The 3878-nt window shown below is 71.4% G+C and carries 3 protein-coding genes; all 3 read right to left on the reverse strand.

The annotated features are described in order from the left end of the window. Positions 1-2448, reverse strand: a 2448-nt coding sequence (locus tag AC08OX_RS15665) for an nSTAND1 domain-containing NTPase (RefSeq protein ID WP_476608492.1), incomplete at its 3' end; no start/stop codon positions are given. Beyond that, entirely contained in the window at positions 2441-3025 is a 585-nt protein-coding gene (locus AC08OX_RS15670; RefSeq protein WP_476608493.1) for a hypothetical protein, read from the reverse strand. The genes AC08OX_RS15665 and AC08OX_RS15670, both read right to left, overlap by 8 nt. Further along, on the reverse strand, positions 3025-3878 hold an 854-nt coding region (locus AC08OX_RS15675; protein ID WP_476608494.1), incomplete at its 5' end, for an LGFP repeat-containing protein. The genes AC08OX_RS15670 and AC08OX_RS15675, both read right to left, overlap by 1 nt.

Below are 3878 nucleotides of genomic sequence, written 5' to 3' on the forward strand. Positions count from 1 at the left end.
CTCGCCAGCAGGGCCCTGCCCGCCCGCCGCCAGTACCGCGCCGCCCGCACCGAACGCGACGGCCCACACCGCACCCCGCCCGGCACGCAGCGGCGGTCCGAGTGCACGCCGGCTGGCGACGTCCCAGACCTGCGTCGTGCCGTCGAGGCTGCCCGAGGCGAGCATCCGGCCGTCCGGACTGAACACCAACGCCTGGATCGCACCCCGCTGGCCACTGGCCGTGCCACCCCCGGTGCGGTGGCGGCCGCCGTCCCACCAGGTCACCGTGCCGTCCCCGGTGCCGGTCACGACCGTTCTCCCGTCGGGGCTGACCGCGACCGCGCGGACCGATGCGCCAGCGCCGATGGGATCGACGGCAGGTGCGACGTCCGCGGCGAGAACGCTGACCAGGCGTGGGTCACTGTTCTGCAGAGTAGACAGCAGCGCGCTGCGGGCCTGCGTCGTGTCGTCGACCCGGTAGGCCTGGGCGGCGAGCAGGAGCGCTCGGGACAGCTGGCTGGGCTGGGCCGCGACCGCCTGCGCCGCGAGCTGGCGCGACAGCGCGGCACGGCTCTGGACCGCGGCGCGGTCGGCGAGCCTGCCGGCCCGCACCGACTGCGCGATCGCCAGCCCCGACGCGACGAGCGTCAGTGCCAGGAAGGCGGCAAGCCCCCGCGCGAGCAGCCCGAGCCGCCGGTTGGTCCGCCGCACCTGCGCGATCTCCCGTGCCTCGTGCGCATGACCCGCGTGGAGGAAGTCCCGCTCAAGCTGGTTGAGTTCCGTGCTGTTGGCAGCGGCCCAGTCCATCGCGGCGGCGAGCCTGGCTCCCCGATACAGGCCGCTGTCATCTCGTCCACCGCTGGACCACTGCTCGGCGTCATGGGCCAGGGTTCGAGTGAAGAGCAGGTCCTGGCGGGCCGTGTCGATCCACTGGCGCAACGTTGGCCAGCCGGCGATGAGCGCCTCGTGCGCGAGGTCAACGCGCTGGTCGCCTCCGCTGTCATCACTGCTCGGGATCAGCAGCCGCGTGTCGAGCAGCCGACCGAGGACGGTGTCGAACAATGCCTCGTCCTCGTCGACAGCCCGCAACCTGGACACCGGCTGCTGGCGACGTGTGTCACCACGGCCGTCGCCCGGCTGAACCAGACGCAGCAGAACGCGGCGGGCGACCGCACGCTGCGCCGGCGTCAGCCGGGCGAACAGCCCGTCCGCGCGGATAGCGAGCACGGCGCTGAGGCCACCGCGCCCGTCGGAGCCGAGCTGCTCGTAGGCGGTGAGCGTGAGCAGCCGACGGGCCCGCTCCTCCCACAACGTCGCCATCGTCTCCTGCACCAGCGGCAGCGACCCGGGCTCCTCCGCCGCATCGGCGATGCGTCGCTCGACGAGGCCCCGGTCCACGTGGACGCCGACATCGGCGGCGGGCCGAACGATCGCCTCGCGCAGCGGCGCCCCGCGCAGCGGCGCGATCTCGGCTCGTTCACCCAGATTGAGCGGCCACAGCGGGCTCTCCATCAGCTCTGGGTAGAAGTCCGCCCGCATGGTCGCGACCACCCGGCAGGACTCGACGGCGCGCAACTCGACCAGCGTGGTCAGGAAGGCCGCCCGGGAGTCCGCCGGCGCCTGAGCGAAGATCTCCTCCAACTGGTCGACGACGAGCAGCAGCCGGCCCTCCGACACCGTCTGGCCGGCCAGCAGACCGTCGACCGCAGCCGCGACCGGCACCGACAGCTCGATGCCCGACCTGGGCGGCCTGACGTCCAGCGCGCCCGCAAGGGCCGCCATCGGTGTCACGCCCGGACGCAGCGTCCGCACCAGCCACCGGTCCGGGCCGGCGCCCAGCCGGGGCACCAGACCCGCCAGCACCAGCGATGACTTGCCCGAGCCCGACGGACCGATCACCAGAGTGAAAGGCTGTGCCCGCACCCTCCTGCGCAGGTCGGAGATCTCGCTATCACGACCGTGGAAGAACCGGGTGTGCGTCCGGTCGAACGGCACCAGACCCGGGTAGGGGCAGCGGATCTCCTCGCCGGCTGGCGGCGGTTGGGCGAGGAGGACACGCAGCCGGGCGGCTTGCGCCTCCCAGTGGCGGCGATCAGTGAAATCGAGCCGAACCCGGAAGCCGACACGCGGCGGGATGTCGCAGGGCTCCCTCAGCACCGGGACGACCTTCGCGGTGGCGGTGGTGCCGCCCGCGAAGGTGCCACCGGCGGTGACGTCCTGGTAGGAGGCCAGCAGTTCCCCGAAGGCAGCCCACCTGTCGGTCAGGTAGGCCGGCGTCAGCACCACCACGGTGGCGCGGCTGCCGAGAACCGCCCGCTCGAACGCGGCGACGATCGGCTCGCCCGGCGGGAAGCCGTCGGCGGTGATCACCTGGTCGGGGCGCAGCCCGAGGGCGGGCGTGAGATAGCCGGCGACCCACTCGCGGTCGGCCTCCGCGTAGCTGAGAAAGACCCGGTCCCCCTCAGCCATGCTGAGGTGTCGACGACGTCCCCGGCTCCCCGCGCCCGTTGGAACCCGGCGTTGGCGTCTGCTCCGGGCTGGGGGTGTCGTCGGGCCCGAAGCGGGCACGCGCGGTGGTGTCGCCGATGAACGTGATGGTGCATTCACGCTCTTGCGAACCCGTGCAGGTGTCCTGGCCGCGCCCTGGGCCGGTGACCTCCCACCGGACGAAAGACTCTATGGGATCCGCCGCGAGCGTGATCCGCTGCCCGGCGCGCACCGGGTAGGTGCACGTCGGAGGACAATGAGCCGTCCCCACCGTGACCACGCCGTCGTCATCGACGACGACCGACAGGTGATAGGTCGTGGATCCACCCCTCGAGCCGGTGTGGCGGGTGGCTCCAGGGACCGAGCCGGACGCCGGATCGGTGGTGGTACTGACAGCCGGACCGGGATCGGGAATCAGTTCGTGGTCGTCATGCGACGAACCACACGCTCCCAGCGTGACCAACGCCGCCACGCTCAGGATCATCGCCAGGCGCGGGCGCGTCCGGCGCGGCGCCGACATACGGGCCGACCCGGCGGGCGCGGTCTCCCCCGGCGTCATCAGCGGACCTCCACGCCGTGGCCGTTCCAGAACAGTGATCCCGACTGGAATCGCTGCAGCCGCCCGCCCTGGTAGTCCTCCTCAGCCCCGACCGGGTAGCCCAGTCGGCTCCGTTCCCATCCGAGGCTGGCCCACTTCGCCCGAATGGCGCCGTAGATCTCGTGCGCGTCGGTCGCCACCGTCCAGTAGATCGACGCGTCGTAGACATGCCCGTCGGCGGCGAACTTCCGGAAGTGGTTGTAGCGCCCTCGCCCATCCGGGGTCGGCAGTTCGTCGGTGATCGGATAACCGAACTGCTCACGTCCCAGCTGCTCCCAGCGGGTACCGATTCGGCCCCAGACCGCGTGCGCTCCTACATTGGGATCGGGATGCCAGTAGATGATCCCCCGCTCGAACGTCACGTAGCGGCCGACCCCGTCCGGCACGCCCTCCTCGTTGCTGACCGGAAAGCCGAGCGGGCCGTCCGAGTACCTCAGCCCGGCCCACCTCTCCAGAATCCCGCCGTACACCGCGTGCCCGTGCATGTCGACCGGGCGGAGTTCGTATTTCAGGTGGGCGGAGTTTCCCGCGCCGACCACGCAGCCCGCATGGAAGGCAAATCTCTGCTCACCCTCAAGCGTCGCACTGCCGGTGTTGCTGCCGGTGAACGGATTGTCCCAGCTGAGGTGGAGTGTGGTCGGAAGATCGCCGACCCGGTAGGTCACCGTACCCTCGGTACCGGTCATGACGCTGCCGGACTTGCTCTGCGAGCCGAAGACATCGGTGATCCTCGCCAGAATCTCCAGGCTCGGCGGTTCGGCGAATCCACCGTGGCTGTGCGAATCGCCAGCCACCCGTAGCACCTGAGGTGAGG

The organism is Frankia sp. CoBUL1, from assembly GCF_978021245.1.

What these genes read in the sequence shown, in the direction of transcription:
- AC08OX_RS15670 (WP_476608493.1), bottom strand. Translation starts at nt 3,025, where the DNA reads ATGACGCCGGGGGAGACCGCGCCCGCCGGGTCGGCCCGTATGTCGGCG.